The organism is Kitasatospora sp. NPDC101155 (assembly GCF_044768305.1).
In the GTDB taxonomy this organism is placed as follows: Bacteria; Actinomycetota; Actinomycetes; order Streptomycetales; family Streptomycetaceae; genus Kitasatospora.
Window position 1 is genome coordinate 25483 of sequence record NZ_JBIWPN010000057.1, and the last position, 15889, is coordinate 41371.

16 protein-coding genes are annotated in these 15889 nt (G+C 72.8%); 5 read left to right on the forward strand and 11 right to left on the reverse strand.

Annotation, left to right across the window (positions count from 1 at the left end; genetic code table 11):
- Window positions 1-22 precede the first annotated feature (22 nt).
- Entirely contained in the window at window positions 23-1552 is a 1530-nt protein-coding gene (locus ACIRYZ_RS40510; RefSeq protein ID WP_402953656.1) for an LCP family protein, read from the forward strand.
- A 108-nt stretch (window positions 1553-1660) separates the two neighbouring features.
- Here ACIRYZ_RS40510 and ACIRYZ_RS40515 read toward each other — a convergent pair whose 3' ends face one another.
- From ACIRYZ_RS40515 to ssuE, 5 genes are all read right to left on the reverse strand, one after another.
- Window positions 1661-2701, reverse strand: coding sequence for a glycosyltransferase family 2 protein (locus tag ACIRYZ_RS40515; RefSeq protein ID WP_402953657.1), 1041 nt, complete (start codon window positions 2699-2701; stop codon window positions 1661-1663).
- Window positions 2702-2862: 161 nt separating this feature from the next.
- Window positions 2863-4836 (reverse strand): hypothetical protein, encoded by a 1974-nt coding sequence (locus ACIRYZ_RS40520; protein ID WP_402953658.1) that lies wholly within the window; start codon window positions 4834-4836, stop codon window positions 2863-2865.
- Between the two features lie 157 nt (window positions 4837-4993).
- Window positions 4994-7561, reverse strand: a complete 2568-nt coding sequence (locus ACIRYZ_RS40525) for an ABC transporter permease (protein WP_402953659.1) — start codon at window positions 7559-7561, stop codon at window positions 4994-4996.
- Between the two features lie 19 nt (window positions 7562-7580).
- Window positions 7581-8366: an ABC transporter ATP-binding protein gene (locus ACIRYZ_RS40530; RefSeq protein ID WP_402953660.1), complete on the reverse strand. Its 786-nt coding sequence runs from the start codon at window positions 8364-8366 to the stop codon at window positions 7581-7583.
- Between the two features lie 256 nt (window positions 8367-8622).
- Window positions 8623-9177, reverse strand: coding sequence for an NADPH-dependent FMN reductase (gene ssuE / locus ACIRYZ_RS40535; protein WP_402953661.1), 555 nt, complete (start codon window positions 9175-9177; stop codon window positions 8623-8625).
- Between the two features lie 368 nt (window positions 9178-9545).
- Between ssuE and ACIRYZ_RS40540 the strand changes: the two genes are divergently transcribed.
- Together ACIRYZ_RS40540 and ACIRYZ_RS40545 are read left to right on the forward strand one after the other, a co-directional pair.
- On the forward strand, window positions 9546-10814 hold the full coding sequence (locus ACIRYZ_RS40540) for an LCP family protein (RefSeq protein ID WP_402953662.1): 1269 nt from the start codon (window positions 9546-9548) through the stop codon (window positions 10812-10814).
- A gap of 122 nt (window positions 10815-10936) precedes the next feature.
- The gene (locus tag ACIRYZ_RS40545) at window positions 10937-11317 is read left to right on the forward strand and encodes a hypothetical protein (RefSeq protein WP_402953663.1); all 381 of its coding nucleotides are present in this window, start codon (window positions 10937-10939) and stop codon (window positions 11315-11317) included.
- A gap of 45 nt (window positions 11318-11362) precedes the next feature.
- On the opposite strand, the gene ACIRYZ_RS40550 is transcribed toward ACIRYZ_RS40545, so the two are convergent.
- The 3 genes from ACIRYZ_RS40550 to ACIRYZ_RS40560 all read right to left on the reverse strand — a co-directional run bounded on the left by ACIRYZ_RS40550 (window position 11363) and on the right by ACIRYZ_RS40560 (window position 13438).
- Window positions 11363-12166 (reverse strand): arylamine N-acetyltransferase, encoded by an 804-nt coding sequence (locus ACIRYZ_RS40550; protein ID WP_402953664.1) that lies wholly within the window; start codon window positions 12164-12166, stop codon window positions 11363-11365.
- 158 nt (window positions 12167-12324) lie between these two features.
- Window positions 12325-12819 carry a peptidylprolyl isomerase gene (locus ACIRYZ_RS40555; protein ID WP_393037182.1) on the reverse strand — a complete coding sequence of 165 codons (495 nt, stop codon included), beginning with the start codon at window positions 12817-12819 and terminating at the stop codon, window positions 12325-12327.
- A gap of 169 nt (window positions 12820-12988) precedes the next feature.
- Window positions 12989-13438, reverse strand: coding sequence for a MarR family winged helix-turn-helix transcriptional regulator (locus ACIRYZ_RS40560; protein WP_402953665.1), 450 nt, complete (start codon window positions 13436-13438; stop codon window positions 12989-12991).
- Window positions 13439-13535: 97 nt separating this feature from the next.
- Here ACIRYZ_RS40560 and ACIRYZ_RS40565 point away from each other — a divergent pair, with 97 nt between their 5' ends.
- Together ACIRYZ_RS40565 and ACIRYZ_RS40570 are read left to right on the forward strand one after the other, a co-directional pair.
- Window positions 13536-14051, forward strand: coding sequence for a DUF4440 domain-containing protein (locus ACIRYZ_RS40565; RefSeq protein WP_402953666.1), 516 nt, complete (start codon window positions 13536-13538; stop codon window positions 14049-14051).
- Between the two features lie 43 nt (window positions 14052-14094).
- Window positions 14095-14223, forward strand: coding sequence for a hypothetical protein (locus ACIRYZ_RS40570; RefSeq protein WP_402953667.1), 129 nt, complete (start codon window positions 14095-14097; stop codon window positions 14221-14223).
- A 4-nt stretch (window positions 14224-14227) separates the two neighbouring features.
- On the opposite strand, the gene ACIRYZ_RS40575 is transcribed toward ACIRYZ_RS40570, so the two are convergent.
- From ACIRYZ_RS40575 to ACIRYZ_RS40585, 3 genes are all read right to left on the reverse strand, one after another.
- Complete coding sequence (locus tag ACIRYZ_RS40575) at window positions 14228-14695, reverse strand: GNAT family N-acetyltransferase (protein WP_402953668.1); 468 nt, start codon at window positions 14693-14695, stop codon at window positions 14228-14230.
- Window positions 14696-14749: 54 nt separating this feature from the next.
- Window positions 14750-15607, reverse strand: a complete 858-nt coding sequence (locus ACIRYZ_RS40580) for an oxidoreductase (RefSeq protein ID WP_402953669.1) — start codon at window positions 15605-15607, stop codon at window positions 14750-14752.
- A 190-nt stretch (window positions 15608-15797) separates the two neighbouring features.
- Window positions 15798-15889, reverse strand: a 92-nt coding sequence (locus ACIRYZ_RS40585; RefSeq protein WP_144385854.1) for an acyl-CoA dehydrogenase family protein, incomplete at its 5' end; no start/stop codon positions are given.

The window sequence follows — 15889 nt, forward strand, 5'->3', positions numbered from 1 at the left end:
CCGGCCGGACGAAGGGAGCCGCGTGCAGCAGGACATACCGGAAACCGGCCAGGGCAACGGGGAGAACCGCCGGACGGCCAGGCGCCGGGCGGCGGCCGCCGCCAAGCGGAACCGGCGCCGACGAATACTCAAGTGGACGGCCGGCACCGGCGCGCTGGTGATGGTCGCGGGCTGCGGCGGGGCGTACTACCTGTACCAGCACTTCAACAACAACCTGACCTCGGTCAAGGTCCAGCTGGGCGAGGAGGCCGAGCGGCCCCAGGCCGCCGGGGACGCGCTGAACATCCTGGTGATCGGCACGGACAGCCGGCAGGGCCTCGGGCGCGAGTACGGCGACGAGGGCAGCACCGGGCACGCCGACACGACGCTGCTGTTCCACATCGCCAAGGACCGCACCAACGCGACCGTGATCAGCATCCCGCGCGACCTGATGGTGCCGATCCCGGAGTGCCGGACCGACCAGGGGAAGAAGATCCCCGGCTCGGCGCGGGAGATGTTCAACACCAGTCTGGGCCAGGACGGGCGCGACGCGGGCTGCACCTGGAAGACCGTCGAGAAGATGACCGGGATCCGGGTCGACCACTTCGTGCAGGTCAACTTCGAGGCGGTGAAGACCCTGTCCACCGCCGTCGGCGGGGTGGAGGTCTGCGCGGCCAAGGACATCGACGACAAGGACTCGCACCTGAAGATGTCCAAGGGCCGCCACACGGTCCAGGGCGAGGAGGCACTGGCCTTCGTCCGCACCCGGCACGCGGTCGGCTTCGGCGGCGACCTCACCCGGATCCCGCTCCAGCAGCAGTTCATCAGCTCGATGATCCGCAAGATCAAGAGCGACGACACCCTGACCAGCCCCACCAAGCTCTACAAGCTCGCGGACGCCGCCACCAAGGCGCTCACCGTGGACTCCGGCATCGGCAGCGTCGACAAGCTCAAGGACCTGGCGCAGGACATCAGCAAGGTGGACACCAAGAACATCACCTTCACCACCGTGCCGGTCCTGGACGACCCCAAGGACGACGACCGGCTGATCCTCAAGCAGCCCGACGCCGGGCAGGTGTTCTCGATGATCGCGGGCGACCGCTCACTGACCGGGACGGCCACCCCGCCGGCCACCGACACCCCGGCCCCGGCCGCCCCCTCCTCCGCCATCCCCTCCTCCGCTGCCCCGGCCACCACCGCTCCGGCGGTGGACGCCAAGGACGTCCGGGTGACGGTGCGCAACGGCAGCGGGACACGCGGGCAGTCCGGTCCGACGGTGGAGAAGCTGAAGGCCAAGGGCTTCGCCGAGGCCGCCGTCGCCTCCGACGCGGCGGTCACGGCGACCACCACGGTGTCGTACCCGGCCGGTCAGGAGGCCGAGGCCGCCGCGCTGGCCGCCGCCCTCGGGCTGCCCGCGGACGCCGCACGGCAGGACCCGAAGGCGGACCCGAAGGGCGCACTGGTGCTGGTGCTCGGCAAGGACGTCCTCGCGGTCCCCACCCAGGCACCGACGGAGGCGCCGAAGGACCTCCAGCGGGTGCAGGCGGACGACACCGACGTCTGCGCCAAGTAGTCGGCAGGGGGCGCGGGTTCCTTCGCCATCGGCGAGGACGGCGGCCGGGCTCGCACCCGACCCGCCCTCAACCGCCCCCGGCGGTACCGGCGGTGGCGGTCACCACCCTCAACCCGCCCGGGAGAGCACGTCCTTCGGGGACGGGCCGATGCTCCTTATCACCCGGCGGGCCAGTGAGCGGGGCGAGGTGATGAAGCCGAAGCCCCAGCTGAGGTGCATGGTCGCGAGCGCCACCGGCAGCAGCGCCTTGGCCTTGAGGGACAGGCCGCGGCCCTCGACCACCGCGCCGCCCAGGATGCCCAGCAGGTAGGCGCCGGGCACCGCGAGGAAGGCCGGGTGGACGGCTGCTCCGAGCACCAGCCCGAGCACGACCGCGAGCAGCGCGGACGGCGGGGCGAGGTAGCGCAGGTTGACCGAGCCGCGGTGGTAGCGGGTGACCACCCGGCGCCAGCGGCCGTAGTCCTTGTACTGCTTGGCCAGCGCCCGGACCGACGGCCGGGGTCGGTAGGTCACCTTGAGCTGCGGGGTGAACCAGACCAGCCCGCCGTCCTGGCGGATCCGGTAGTTCAGCTCCCAGTCCTGGGCGCGGATGAACTCCTCGTTGTAGCCGCCGAGCTTCTCCAGCACCTCCCGCCGGAACACCCCGAGGTAGACGGTGTCCGCCGGGCCGGCCAGGCCGCCGGTGTGGAAGGCCGCGTTGCCGACACCGATCTTGGAGGTCATCGCGGCCGCGACCGCGTGCTCCCACTCGGTCTCGCCCTCGGCGTGCATGATGCCGCCGACGTTGGCCGCGTCCATCTCGCCGAGCAGCCGGACCGCCGTGGTGATGTAGCCCGGGGTGAGCAGGCCGTGACCGTCCACGCGCACCACTATCGGGTGCTGCGAGCCCCGGATGGCGGCGTTCAGCCCCGCGGGGGTCCGGCCGGTGGGGTTCTCCACCGTGCGCACCCGCGGATCCTCGGCCACGAGCGCGGCCGCGATCTCGGCGGTACGGTCGGTGGAGGGGCCGAGGGCGATCACCACTTCCATCGGCCCGGGGTACTCCTGGTCCAGGATGCGCCGGACCGCCGTGCGCAGGTGTCGTTCCTCGTTGAGCACCGGCATGATCACGGAAACAGCCGGCAGCTCCTCAGCAGCCTTGGTGTTCATCGGGGCCAACCGTACCGGTGCCGACGTGCATCCGTCTTGTCCCGGTCTGGGCGGCCTCGGGCACCCCGAAGGGCGGTACCGGCGCTGTGATCACGCCCACCGTACCGCCCCGTTCCGCCCAGCCCGAATCGGAGTGGGAACGGTGCAGGTTCGGGGCAGGTTCAGAGCCAGTGGTGAACGACGGTGAACAGCGCGAAGCCGGCCACCGAAAGGATGTTCACCAGGCGCTGCGGACGGCCCAGCCGGTCCGGCAGCACCTGCTTGGGGCGCAGCTCGGGGCGGTGGGCGGCGATGGCGACCTCCCGGGCCAGCTCCACCGGGTCGTACCGCTCGCCGAGGTGGCGGGCCAGCCGGGACGTCGGCCAGCCGGCCACGGAGAGGTCCTCGCCACCGCGCAGCCGGATGATCAGCCGCCGGCGGTGCACGGCGGCGGCGGTGATCTGCTGCCACCGGAAGTGACGGACACGCAGCGCGGTGGCCACCCGCAGACCGTCCCGGTCGGCCACGATCTGCCAGGACAGCGCGTGGCCGCAGGCGAGGATCGCCGAGGAGCCGAACCAGAGCGGGCGCAGCAGCCCCTGCCACCAGCCCCCGCCGCTCAGGTACACCACGGCGGCGCCGAGCAGCAGCGCCATCGCGGGCCCGGGCAGCACGCGCAGCGGCAGAGGTATCTCCCAGCGGCGGGCGGCCACCGGTCGGGCGTCCGGACCGGCCGGGGGAGCCGCGGCCACCGCCCGGGCGGTGAGCTTGGCGACGGCGAGCTCCTCCTCCCGTCGGCCCTCGGCCTTCCGGTTCAGCCGCGGGGTCCGGGCGACGGAGGCGACCACGGCGGCCACCCAGCGCGGGTCGCCATCCCGCAGTCCGGGGCGGACCAGGAGCTGCCGGTCGGGCCCGTCCGGGCCGCGGTAGAGCACGGCGGGGACGCTGCGGCGGGCCCGGACCAGCCGGGCGGCGGCCTCCGCGGAGGTCGGTCGGCCGTAGCGCCCCGCCCCGCCGGACAGCGGGTCGGGGTAGTCCTCGTCGAGCTTGGTCTCCGGAAAATCGGGCACCCAGGCCGGGCCGTCGCCGGCCGGGCCGCCGTGGCGGGCCCAGCGGTAGCGGTCGCGCTCGACCAGGCGCCAGAGCGCGCGCCCACCTGGCGGGCCGTCCAGCGGCAGCACCAGCAGGTCGCCACGGGCGTCGGCGCGGACCCGGACGGCCAGCGCGGGCGCGGAGCCCTCGAAGGCGGGCCGGGCGCGGCGGGCGTTCGCAGTGGCGGCCGAACCGAGCAGCAGGAGGCCGAGCAGGGCGCTCAGGCCGCCGAAGGCCACCTGGCCGGAGAGGTCGTAGTCGTCGCCGGCGGCGCGCACGGAGTCGCCGTTCACCAGCAGCGTGACGGGCTCACCGGGCTGCGGCTGCCGCTGCCACCGGACGTCCAGGGCGGCGGTGCGCTCCGGGCCGCCGCCGGGCGGCTGGAAGCGGACGGTCAGCACGCCGTCCCCGTCGGTCGACCCGGCGGTGCCGAACACCCCGGTGGCCTGCCTGTCGGCGGCCCGCTGCCCGGCCTGCGCCCAGAGGCCGTACAGCGGGAGCGCCAGGGCGACCAGGAGCAGCAGGCCGCCGAGGACACGGCGGCCCGGGCCCTCGGGCTCGGGGTGGACGGGCGAGGGCGCCTCGGCGGCCGTCCACGGGAAGGGGACGGGCGGGGCCGCCAGTTCGTCCAGTTGCTGCCGGGCGCGGCGACGGCCGAGTTCGGCGCCGATCAGCACGACGGCGAGCAGCAGGTTCATCAGGACGGCCGACCAGCGGCCGAGCGGGGAGACCAGGCCGCCCGGGGCGTACCAGAGCACCGCCAGGGCGACCGGGGGGACCAGTGCCCGGAAGCGGGGCTTGGCGATCAGCAGGACGATCTCGGCCAGCACCGTCCACCACGCCAGCGAGGACCCCCAGCCGTCCCGGCAGACGCCCTGGGCGTTGCAGGGACCGGGTTCGGTCGTCGGTTCCACGACCGTGGCCAGGAAGAAGAAGGCGGCCGGGGCCAGCGCGAGCCAGCGGGTGTCCAGCCGCCAGGCGGTCCGGGCGGCGCGCCAGCGGGCGGCCGCGGCCGCGGTGAGGGGCGCGGCGCTGGGCAGGGGTGGGGCGTCCGAGGGCAGCATCCGGCGATGATCTCAGCATCGGATGATCAGGCCGGCAGTCCGGTGGCCGTCCGTGCCGCAGGGGCCGGGCGCTGTGCGCGCCCGGCCCCTGCCCCCCGTTCCCCCCGTTCCCCCCGTTCCCCCGTGGGGGTTCGCCCCGACGTCCCCCGTCGCCGGGTCAGTCCGTCGCGATGGCCGCGAGGACGTTCATGCGTCCGGCCCGGAAGGCCGGGACGAGTGCGGCGACCAGGCCGATCACCACCGAGGAGACCAGCGTCACCGCGATCACGGTGGTCGGGACGGAGAGCGTCCCGAGCCCCTGGTCCCGCAGCACCCGCTGAGCGGTGATGCCCCAGGCCAGGCCCAGCCCGGTGCCGAGGACGGCACCGAACACCGCGATCACCACGGACTCCAGCCGGATCATCCGGCGCAGCTGGCGGCGGGAGAGCCCGATCGCCCGCAGCAGGCCGATCTCGCGGGTCCGCTCGACCACCGACAGCGCCAGGGTGTTGACCACGCCGAGCACGGCGACGGTGATCGACAGGCCGACCAGTCCGTAGATCAGGTAGAGCAGGGTGTTGACCTGGGACTGCACCAGCTCCTTGTAGCCGGCCTGGTCCTTGACGGTCAGCTGCGGGTACTGCTTGAGCGCGTCCTCCAGGGCGGTGAGCGTCTTGGCGACGTCGGTGCCGGAGGAGGCCTTGGCGAAGAAGGTCCAGACCGGCGGCTGCTCGGCGGCCGGGACGACCTCGGTCATGGTGTCGAGGCCGACGAAGGTGCCGTCGCCCAGCAGCCCGCCCTTCTCGAAGACCACGCCCACCGGCAGGGTCTGGGTGCGGCCCTTGCCGTAGTCGACGGTCAGCCGGTCGCCGACCTTCAGGTTGTGGTCCTTGGCGAAGGTCTCGCCGATCCCCAGCGAGCCGTGCCCGACCGAGTCCACCGCGCCGGCGGTGACCGTGGGGTGGAAGTCGGCGCCGAAGAAGCTGGTCGGCACGGCGGTCAGGTTCGTCCTGGCGCTCTGCCCGCCGGGCAGCTGGACCTTCGTGTGGTTGAAGGCCTCCTGGGTGGTGATGTGATCGATGCCCGGGGTCCGCTTCACCGCGTCCATCATGTCGGTGGTGACCGGGGTGCGGCCGCCCGAGATGATGTAGTCCACGCCCACCGACTTGTCGATCTGCGCGCTGGCCGAGGTGACGGCCGAGGAGCTGAACACCGACGAGCCGATCACCAGCGCCAGCCCGATCATCAGCGCGGCGGCGGTGGCGCCGGTGCGGCGCGGGTTGCGCATCGCGTTGCGCTGGGCGAGCTTGCCGGAGGGCCCGAACAGGGCCGGGAGCAGGGCCCCGAGCGCCTTGATGACGACGGTGGCCAGCAGCGGGCCGAGCACCACGAAGCCGATCAGGGTGAGCAGCAGGCCCAGGCCCAGGTACTGGCCGCCGGTGGACGCCTTCTGCGCCGAGCCCGCGAGCACCAGCAGCGCGGCACCGCCCCCGGTCAGCACCAGGCCGGTGATCGTCCGGACGATGTTGGAGCGGGCCTCGGCCGGGGTGCCGTGGTCGCGCAGGGCGGCCATCGGCGCGATCTTGCTGGCCCGGCGGGCCGGGATCCAGGCCGCGATGACGGTGATCAGGATGCCCACCGCGTAGCCGGCCACGAACACGTCGGGCCCGATCTCCAGGTCGCTCGCGTTGAGGTCCATGCCGATCGCGTTCATCAGCTTGATCAGGCCGACCGCGACGCCCAGGCCGACCGCCACCCCTAGGGTCGAGCCGAGCACGCCCAGGATCAGCGCCTCGACCAGCACCGAGCCGTTCACCTGTCGGCGGCTGCCGCCGATGGCGCGCAGCAGGCCGATCTCGCGGGTGCGCTGGGCGACCAGCATCGAGAAGGTGTTGATGATCAGGAAGCCGCCGACGATCAGCGAGATGCCGGCGAAGCCGAGCATCGCGTACTTCATGAAGTTGAGGCCGCTGCCGATCGACTTGGTGTTCTCGTCCTTCTGCTCGGCCGCGGTCTTGACCTGGTAGCCGGCGCCGACCTTGGCCAGGGCGTCGGCCTTGAGCTGGTCGTCGCTGCGGCTGCCGTCGCCGAAGGCCTCGACGGAGGTGTAGGCCTGCTCGCCGAGCAGCACCTGCTGGGCGGTCGGGGTGTCCAGGAAGGCCAGCGCCGCGCCCGGGTTGGTGGTGGTGAAGGTGGCGATGCCGACGATCGTGTACGGGTGCTGCCCCCCGGCGTTGTCGACCCGCAGCTTGTCGCCGAGGCCGAGTTCGGCCTTCTTGGCGGTGTCCGCGTCCAGGACCAGCTCGCCGGAGTTCTGCGGGACGTGGCCGGAGGTGATCTTCACCGGGTTGCGCGGGGTGTCGGTCCAGTTGCCGAGCAGGGTGGGCGCGCCGCTGGTCGGGCCGACCAGCTTGTTGGTGGCCGGGTTGACCAGGATGGCGTTGCCGACCATGACCTGGCCGACGGCCGTCTTCACCCCGGGCACCGCGGCGACCTGCTGGGCGAGCGAGACCGGGACGGTCGACGGCTTGTCGCCGGCCTGCTGGTCGTCGTCGGCCGGCTTGGGCGGCTGGACCGAGATGTCCGAGGCGGTCGCGGCGAACAGCTTGGAGAAGGTGCTGGTGGCGGTGTTGGAGAACACCAGGGTGCCGGACACGAAGGCGACCGACAGCACGACGGCGATGAGCGAGAGCGCCATCCGGCCCTTGTGGGCGAAGAAGCTCCGCAGTGAGGTCTTGAGCAGCATGGTGAGGTCGTCCCGCCGCTCAGCTGGTGCGCTTGCCGTCGAAACGGCGCATGCGTTCGAGGACGGAGTCGGCGGTCGGCGCGTGCATCTCGTCGACGATCACGCCGTCGGCGAGGAAGAGCACGCGGTCCGCGTAGCCGGCGGCGACCGGATCGTGGGTGACCATGACCATGGTCTGGCCCAGCTCGTCCACCGAGCGGCGCAGGAAGGTCAGCACCTCGGCGCCGGCCCGGGAGTCCAGGTTCCCGGTGGGCTCGTCGCCGAAGATGATCTCGGGGCGGGCGGCCAGGGCCCGGGCCACCGCGACGCGCTGCTGCTGGCCGCCGGAGAGCTGGGTGGGGCGGTGCTTGAGCCGGCCGGCCAGGCCGACGGTCTCCACCACCTGGTCCAGCCAGGCCTGGTCGGGCCTGCGGCCGGCGATGTCCATCGGGAGCGTGATGTTCTCCAGCGCGTTCAGGGTCGGCAGCAGGTTGAACGCCTGGAAGATGAAGCCGATCTTGTCGCGGCGCAGCCTGGTCAGCTGCTTGTCCTTGAGGCCGGTGATCTCCGTGTCGCCGATCCAGATCCGACCGTCGCTGACCGTGTCCAGGCCGGCCAGGCAGTGCATCAGCGTCGACTTGCCGGAGCCGGAGGGGCCCATGATCGCGGTGAAGCGGCCGCGCTGGATGTCCACGTCGACCGCGTCCAGGGCGGTCACCTTGGTCTCGCCCGAGCCGTACGCCTTGGTGACCTGACGGGCCGACGCGGCGACGGCGGACGGTCCGCCGGGAAGCTGGGGGTCGTACACGGCTGCTGCCGTCGTCACTGGAGTCTCCTAAGAAGTGGGCCCACCCGTTGGCCCCCACCCTGCCGACGCGGTCGGCCGCGGACCCGACGGAGTCGGGCCGCGTTCGGGCGGGTGGGGACGTGAGATCCACGTTAGGAGTCGGTTGCGGGCCGCTCGTCCTCCGCCGGAATGAAGCGGTGCAACCAAGGTTCTACGGGGTGCGGCACCCCCTCCCCCTAGGGGGCGCCGCGGAGCGTCTCGGGGTCGCCCCGTACGGGGTCGCACCGGCCGCTGCTCAGCCGGTCAGCGCGGGTGCGGCCAGCCGCTCCAGGGCGTCGGCGAAGCCCGCCACGACGGGGGCCAGCAGGCCGTCGGTCTCGCGCTCGACCAGGGTGGTGCCGTCCTCCCCGGCGGTGATGTGGCGGTCGAGCACGAACCAGCCCTGGGTGATGTGGCCGGCGCCCATCGAGCTGAGCACCGGGCGCAGCGCGTAGTCGACCGCGAGGACGTGCGCGGGCGAGCCGCCGGTGGCCAGCGGCAGGACGGCCTTGCCGGCCAGCGCGTACTGCGGGAGCACGTCCAGCAGGGCCTTCAGCAGGCCCGAGTAGGCGGCCTTGTAGACGGGGGTGCCGATGACCACGCCGTCGGCGCGGGCGAACAGCTCGGTGACGGCGACGATCTCGGGGTAGTCGAAGTCGCCCGACAGCAGCGCGTGCGCGGGCAGGCTGCGGGCCTCGAAGGGGATGACGTGGTGGCCGCGGTCGGCGAGGCGGGCGTCGACGTGGCGCAGCAGGCGGGTGGTGCGGGAGGTGGCGGACGGGGAGCCGGAAACGGACAGGACGGTGGCCATGGTTCACCTCTGGCTGGAAGCGGGCGGCTCTTCGAAACGGCGCCGCAGCGGGCGGGGCGCTGCGGTTCGGTGCTCGGAAGGGGGCGTCTCGACGGGCGCGAGGCGCGAGTGTCAGCCGCGACAGAGCGAACAGGCCACCCCACGCCGCAGGTCGACGTGCCGCCGACGCGTGAGTGCCCAACGCTGATCCATGCCTGAAATGCAAACACGCTGTGTTCGAGGCGGTCAAGAATCGTTTCGGCAGCCGGAACGCGGGTGACGGGACGTTTCGGCGGAACGATCCGGTACGTGCATCAAAACTGCTACAAGAGGCCTGGTGGGGCCCCCGGGGGGAGTCAGGCCGAGCGGGGTCGGGCATCCTCGACGGCATGAACACGTGGCAGGAGGGCCGCCCGGGCGGCGGCGGGAACCCGTACGGAGGCAACGGCGGAGGCGGGGCGGCGGCCGAGCCGCCACTGCCGACCTCGCTGAACCCGCGCGGGCCGGGGGCGCCCGCGCCGCGGCAGCCCGAGCCGTCCCGGTACGGCGGCGTCCCGCCGCAGGGCGTGCCCGGTGGCCCCGGCGGTCCGGGCGGTCCCGGCCGGCCGGGCGGTCCGGGTGGTCCCGGCGGCCCGGCCGGTGCGCGGCCGGCCGGCGCCCAGGCCAAGCGCTGGCCGCGGCGGCGCATAGTCAAGTGGTCGGTCTTCGGCCTGCTGATCGCGGTGATGGTGACCGCCGTCTCCACCTACTTCTGGGCGGACTCCAAGCTCAACCACGAGAACGTGCTGGCCGGCTACCCGGGCCGCCCGGCGGCGGGCAAGGGCACCAACTGGCTGATCGTCGGCTCGGACAGCCGCGAGGGCCTCTCCGAGGCCCAGCAGGACGAGATGCACACCGGCCACGACGTCGAGGGCAAGCGCAGCGACTCGATGATGATCCTGCACATCGGGGACCACGGGAACACCCTGATGAGCATCCCGCGCGACTCCTGGGTACCGATCCCGGAGTTCAAGGCGAGCAACGGGAAGACCGTCAAGGCCACCACCTCGAAGATCAACTCGGCCTTCGCCAACGGCAACGGCCGGCTCCTGGTGCAGACCGTCGAGCTGAACACCGGCATCCACATCGACCACTACGCCGAGATCGGGTTCGCCGGGTTCGCCGGCATCGTCGACTCGATCGGCGGCGTCGAGATGCGCATCGACCAGGACATCAAGGACCGGGACTCCGGCCTCGACCTCAAGGCCGGCGACCAGACGCTCAACGGCGTCCAGGCCCTCGCCTTCGTCCGCCAGCGCCACCAGATGGCCGACCAGGACCTCGGCCGGATGCGCAACCAGCAGAAGTTCCTCGGCGCCCTCGCCCACCAGGCCGCCTCCCCCGGCACCGTGCTCAACCCGTTCACCTTCTACCCGCTGGTCGACTCGGCGCTCGGCACCCTGATCGTCGACGACGACTGCGGGCTGACCGACCTGGGCTCGCTCTTCCTCGCCATGAAGGACGTCAACGGCGGCAACGGCAAGACCATGACCGTCCCGATCGGCAACGCGGACTACCACACCAAGACGGGCGAGTCCGCGGTGCAGTGGGACGCCGGCAAGTCCAAGCAGGTCTTCGACGCCTTCAAGAACGACACCACGGTGCCGGACTTCAAGTAACCGGCGACTCCGGGCGACCGTCCCGCCACAATGGGTGAATTTCCCTCGTCACCGCACTCGTCTACCGTCGACGCCACCGCCTCCTGGGCCGCCTGGTCCAGGAGGCGCTCGCGCTCTACGGCATGGAGGTGCCGGCCGCCTGCGAGATCGGGCCCGGACTCACCGTGTTCCACCGCGGCTTCGGCACCGTGCTGCACCCGTGCACCACGCTCGGCGCGAACGTGACGCTCTACAACGGCGTGACCGTCGGCCGGGCCGACCCGTGGGTGCCGCAGGAGCGCAGCGCGATGCGGCGGGTGATGGTCGAGGACGGCGCGGTGCTGTGCGCGGGCGCCAAGGTGGTGTGCAAGGACGGCGTGCTGACCGTGGGCGCGGGCACCGTCGTCGGCGCCAACGCGGTGCTCACCCGCTCGACCGGGCCGGGCGAGATCTGGGCCGGGGCGCCCGCCCGCAAGGTGGGCGTGCGGGAAGGGACTTGGGCGCCCGGCCCCTCCCCCGCCTGACGGCACTCCGCGGTTCCCGGCCGACGGCACAGCGCCGCCCCGGCGTCAGGCCGACGGAGGGGTCGGCAGCCGGTCGAGCGCGATCCCGAAGTGCTCCCGGTACGCGGACAGCGCCCCGGCGTCGGTGAGTTGCTCCTCGGCGCGGCCGCCGTCGGGGGCGGTCCGGATCAGCCGGGTGCCGCTGAGGGTGGTGCGGCCGCCGTCCGGGGCGAGCAGCGAGCAGGTGGTCGACCGGGTGAAGTGGGACTGCGGCGAGGTGGTCTGCCACCAGCAGGTCGGCCCGAAGTCGGCCAGGTGGTACGGGCGCGGGTCGAGCCGGTACTGCGGCACGCCGTCCAGTCGTACGTCCAGCTCGCCGTGGTCGCCGTACGGACCGATCACGACCGTGCCGTGCGGGTCGGGCTGGGCGCCGCGCTCGTCCAGGCGCAGCGGGAGCAGGCTGAACCGCCCGAACCCCACGTCGACCAGCCAGGGTTCGTCCAGGTCGACCCGCAGCGCCAGGTGGTCGAACGGCGGCCCGGGCCGCTCCCCGTCCAGGACCCGGGCGGCCAGCAGGCTCACCCGGTACCCCAGTGCGCGCAGCAACTCGGCGAAGGCGCCGTTGAGTTCGTAGCAGAAGCCGCCGCGCCGCCGGTCCACCAGCTTCGCCACCAGGGCGGCCGTCTCCAGCACCACGGGCTCGCCGAGGTGGATGCTCAGGTTCTCGAACGGGACCGCCCACAGGTGGGCCCGCTGCAGCAGCGCCAGGCCCTCCGCCGAGGGCGGCCCGGGCTCCGTCACGCCGATCCGCTCCAGGTACGCCGCCCGTACGTCCGGTGCCAGTCCCTCGTACGCCTTCTCGTGATCCACCCGCCCATTCCACCCGGGCGGCAACCGATCGACCATCGGTCCTTCGTCCTAGGCCATTCCACGGTCGGCGGGCGCGCCACCGCCCCGGAGCGGAAGGTCGGCAGGTCCGACTCCCCGCTCCGGGGCGGTGGGTTGTCACCGGTCCCGGAGGACGGTGATCAGGCGATCTCGCCGGACTTGGCGATGGTGATCTTGGCCGAGGTGCGGCCGCTCTGCGAGCCGAGGCCCTCGATCTTCTTCACCAGGTCCATGCCCTCGACGACCTCGCCGAAGACGACGTGCTTGCCGTCCAGCCAGTCGGTGACGATGGTGGTGATGAAGAACTGCGAACCGTTGGTGTTGCGACCGGCGTTGGCCATCGAGAGCAGACCCGGGCGGTCGTGCTTCAGCTCGAAGTTCTCGTCCGCGAACTTCTCGCCGTAGATGCTCTTGCCACCGGTGCCGTTGTGGTTGGTGAAGTCACCGCCCTGCAGCATGAAGGCGGGGATCACGCGGTGGAAGCCGGAGCCCTCGTAGCCGAAACCGTTCTGGCCGGTGGCCAGCTCGCGGAAGTTGCGGGCGGTCTTCGGGACGACGTCGTCGAAGAGCTTGAAGACGATGCGGCCGGCCGGCTCGTCGTTGATGCTGATGTCGAAGAAAACGTTGGAACCCATGCAGGGATCATGGCACGAGCGGCCCACCGTCGCTCGCCACCCCCGGAGCCCACGAGGTCGGATCGGCGTGTTATCCGGCGGGCGTCGGGCGGAAGCCACCATCGACGTCCGGTTCGAACCTTGAGTGACTCGACGGGCGCTTCGGGAAGTCGGCGGCGGCGTAGCGGGCTCAGGCCTTCAGCTTGCGCCAGACCGTCTCCAGGGCGGCGATGTCCGCCTCGTCCAGCCGCTCGGTGAAGACCGGCGCGAGGACGGCCCGCCGGGTGGCGTCGGCCTCGGCGAAGACGGCGCGGCCCTGCTCGGTCAGCTCGATCCGCACCGAGCGCGCGTCCGAGGCGGAGGGCGCGCGGGACACCAGCCCACGCCCCGCCAGGGCGTCCACGACCCGGGAGACCTGGCTGCGGCTGAGCATGGTCTTCGCGCCGAGGTCGGAGGCGGCCACCGGCTCCCGCTGGCCGTTCAGCCAGAGCATCACCTCGAACCAGGACAGCGGCAGCCCGTGCACCCGGGCGAGCTCCCGGTCGATCCGGGCGGCGAGGGTGGTTCCCGCCCAGACCAGGCCGTAGAAGGCGTGGTCCTGCTCCGAAAGCGGGCCCAGGGTGAGATCAGCGCGGTCCATGGCGCTCATCGTATCGAGGTTGCGTGCGTGCGCACACAGTTCTAGTGTGTGCGTGCGCACGCAACACGCGTTCCCGCCATGCCGAGAGGGCCGAAACATGTCCGAGCACACCACCACCGCCGAGCAGGCCGACCTCGACCGGCTGCGCGCCACGCTGACCGCCGCGGCCGGCGAGAACCGGGCCCGCGCCTTCCTCTACCGCTGGCTGGAGCTGCTGGAGCGGACCACCGGCGACGCCGAGCCGCTGCGCGAACTGCTCGCCGACGACCTGACGATGACCCTCCCCGACGGGCGGGCGCTGCACAACTACGAGGAGGTCGCCGCCTGGTACGCGGGCACCCGCGAGGCGGTCCGGCTCAGCCTGCACCACGTCCGCGAGCTGGCCGTCACCCCGGGGCCCGGCCGGACGTACGACCTGGCCGTCGACTTCGACTGGCAGGGCATCGCCAAGGACGGCCGCCCGATGACGGCCCGGACCCGGCACCAGTGGACCCTGACCGACACCGGCGAACCCCACCTGCGGCTCTCCCGCTTCGCGGTCACCGCCGTCGAACCCTTCACCCCGGTCCCGGCCGCGCAGGCGCTCGCGCACTACACGGCCGCCCGCTCCTAGGGAGGAGTTCGGCGACCCGCTGGAACGGATCTGGGCGGCCTGCGTGCTGCCGTACGTCGGCGTCACCGACGTCCGGCGGACGGTGTTCCGCACCGTCACCGACTCCCCCGCCGACGGGCGGGCCGAGTGGCTGCGGCAGGCCCGGCAGCAGCCCACCGCACTGCTCGACTGAGGCCTCACAGCTCGACCTCCGCCACCTCCTGTTCGCCGCTCAGCTCGCCGGTCGGGCGGAAGCCCAGCCGGGCGTAGAACCCGGCCGGGCCGTCCGGGCCCGGGTGGTAGGTGACCGTCGCGCGGGTGCCGCCGCGGCGGCGGATCTCCGCGCAGACCTGCTCGACGGCGAACCGGCCGTAGCCGCCGCGCTGCCGCCCGGCATCGACCAGCAGGCGCCAGAGGCCGGAGCGGGGGCGGTCGCCGGGCCGCTCCGGGTCAAAGCGGACGTCGAAGAAGGCCATCACGAAGCCGACCGGCCGACCGCCGTCCAGGATCATCCGGGGCCAGGCCGTCTCCCCGTACACGTACGCCTCGGCCAGCGACTCCGCCACCGGTGTGACCAGACCCTCCTGGTCCGGGCGCACCCGCAGGGCGAGGGCGGCGTCGATGTTGTCGGAGGTGAGCACCGCGAGGCTGAGCGTGGAGGACATGGCGGGCAGCCTAGGGATCCAGGCCGCCCGCCGTCGCGGGGAATTCCCGCGGTGTTACGCCCCCGCCGGGAAGTCGGTGGCGCGGCCGACCGCCGCCCAGGCCTCGGCCTCGCCGCGCGCGCCGTCCAGGTTGCCGAGGATCGCGTCCACGGCGTCGGTGCCGAGCGCGAGCCGCAGCGGGGTCCGCTCGGCGTCCAGCGCGGTCAGGATCGCCTCGGCGGCCTTCACCGGGTTGCCCGCCTGCTTGCCGTCGGAGTCCGGCAGGCCGGTGCGGACCGGGCCGACCACCGGCTCGTAGGCGTCGATCGGGGCGGAGTGGGCGAGCGCGCCGCCGCCCGCGAAGCCGGTCCGGAACGCCCCCGGCTCGACGATCAGCACCTTGATCCCGAAGCCGGCCACCTCCTGGGCCAGCGCCTCGGACAGCCCCTCCAGGGCGAACTTGGTGGCCGAGTAGGCGCCGACGCCGGGGAAGGAGAACCGGCCGCCCATGCTGCTCATCTGCACCACGGCGCCCGAGCCCTGGGCCCGCATGTGCGGCAGCACGGCCCGGGTGAGCGCGGCCGGGCCGAAGAAGTGCAGGTCCATGAGGTCCCGCAGCTCGCTGTCGGTGGTCTCCTCGACGGCGCCGATCACGCCGCGCCCGGCGTTGTTCACCAGGACGTCGATCCGGCCGAGCCGGGACACGGCCTCCTCGACGACGGCGGCGATCTGCTCCTGGTCGGTGACGTCCAGCCGGACCGGGACGACCCGGCCGGGGTGGGCGGCCTCCAGCTCGGCCAGCGCCTCGGGGCGCCGGGCGGCGGCGACCACGGTGTCGCCGGCGGCGATGGCGGCCTCGGCGATGGCCTGGCCGAAGCCGGAGTTGGCACCGGTGATCAGCCAGACCTTGCCGGCGTTCTCGTGGGCGGTCATCTGTATTCCTCCGTACTCGGGTGCACTACAGGAAAGTTGACGATCATTTATACGACACCGCCGTGCTAGTCGCCCGCTCGCCTCCGGGGCGCTCTGACCCGGTGCCGACGGTCGGGCCCGTCCGGAAACGCCGGAGCCCCCGGCCGATCGGAATCGGCCGGGGGCTCCGAGGAGTTCGAGGTCGGGCCCGTTACGGGAGGTTGCGGGCCATCACGATGCGCTGGACCTGGTTGGTGCCCTCGTAGATCTGGGTGATCTTCGCGTCACGCATCATCCGCTCCA